Source organism: Dellaglioa sp. CoH-56-MRSF-12 (genome assembly GCF_056782075.1).
In genome coordinates, this window is the sequence record NZ_JBXAYD010000016.1 from 1 (window position 1) to 575 (window position 575).

The window sequence follows — 575 nt, forward strand, 5'->3', positions numbered from 1 at the left end:
CTTGATCAACGTATCAAAGGGCATGTCGTTTACCCCTTCGCTGTTCCAGAACTTCGGGTCTGGCGGTTCGAGTACAGTGACGCTATCAGGAACGCCTATTGCGGTGCCGGCAAATACATGGACGAGATGTCAGCAGACATTTAGCATTCCTTCGGTTGTGGGAAAGACGCTGGGCACCAATCACTATCTGCGGTTCCAGCTGGCTACGACGGCGGCACCCGGCACGTTCACGGCGCTGATCACTGAGGTGCAGCTCGAACAGGGCCCATCCTATACGGGCTTCGAATTCAAGGACTTGTCGGTGATGGCGAATGAGTGCTTGTTCTATTATGAAGCCTTCCCGGGATCGCCATTTGCGTGGTCGGGTCAAGTTGGTAATACGCAAGTCCCACAAATGACAGTGCAGTACGCATATAAACGCGTAAATAACCCCACTCTAGTAGCCAGCAACGTCTCATCTTCAGGTTTGGCTGCGGGCAATCCAACAATAGCTTCCCAGACCAATAACGGGGCGCGGTTGAATCTTCCGGCCGGTAACGTATTGCTAGGAGCATTTGGTACGTACAGTTTTGGAT

General features: G+C 52.7%; 1 protein-coding gene. It reads left to right on the plus strand.

All coding sequences use genetic code 11. The features are described 5' to 3' along the window. A partial coding sequence (locus AC1RPY_RS07615) for a hypothetical protein (protein WP_481763085.1) occupies nucleotides 1-575 on the plus strand: 575 nt, incomplete at both ends.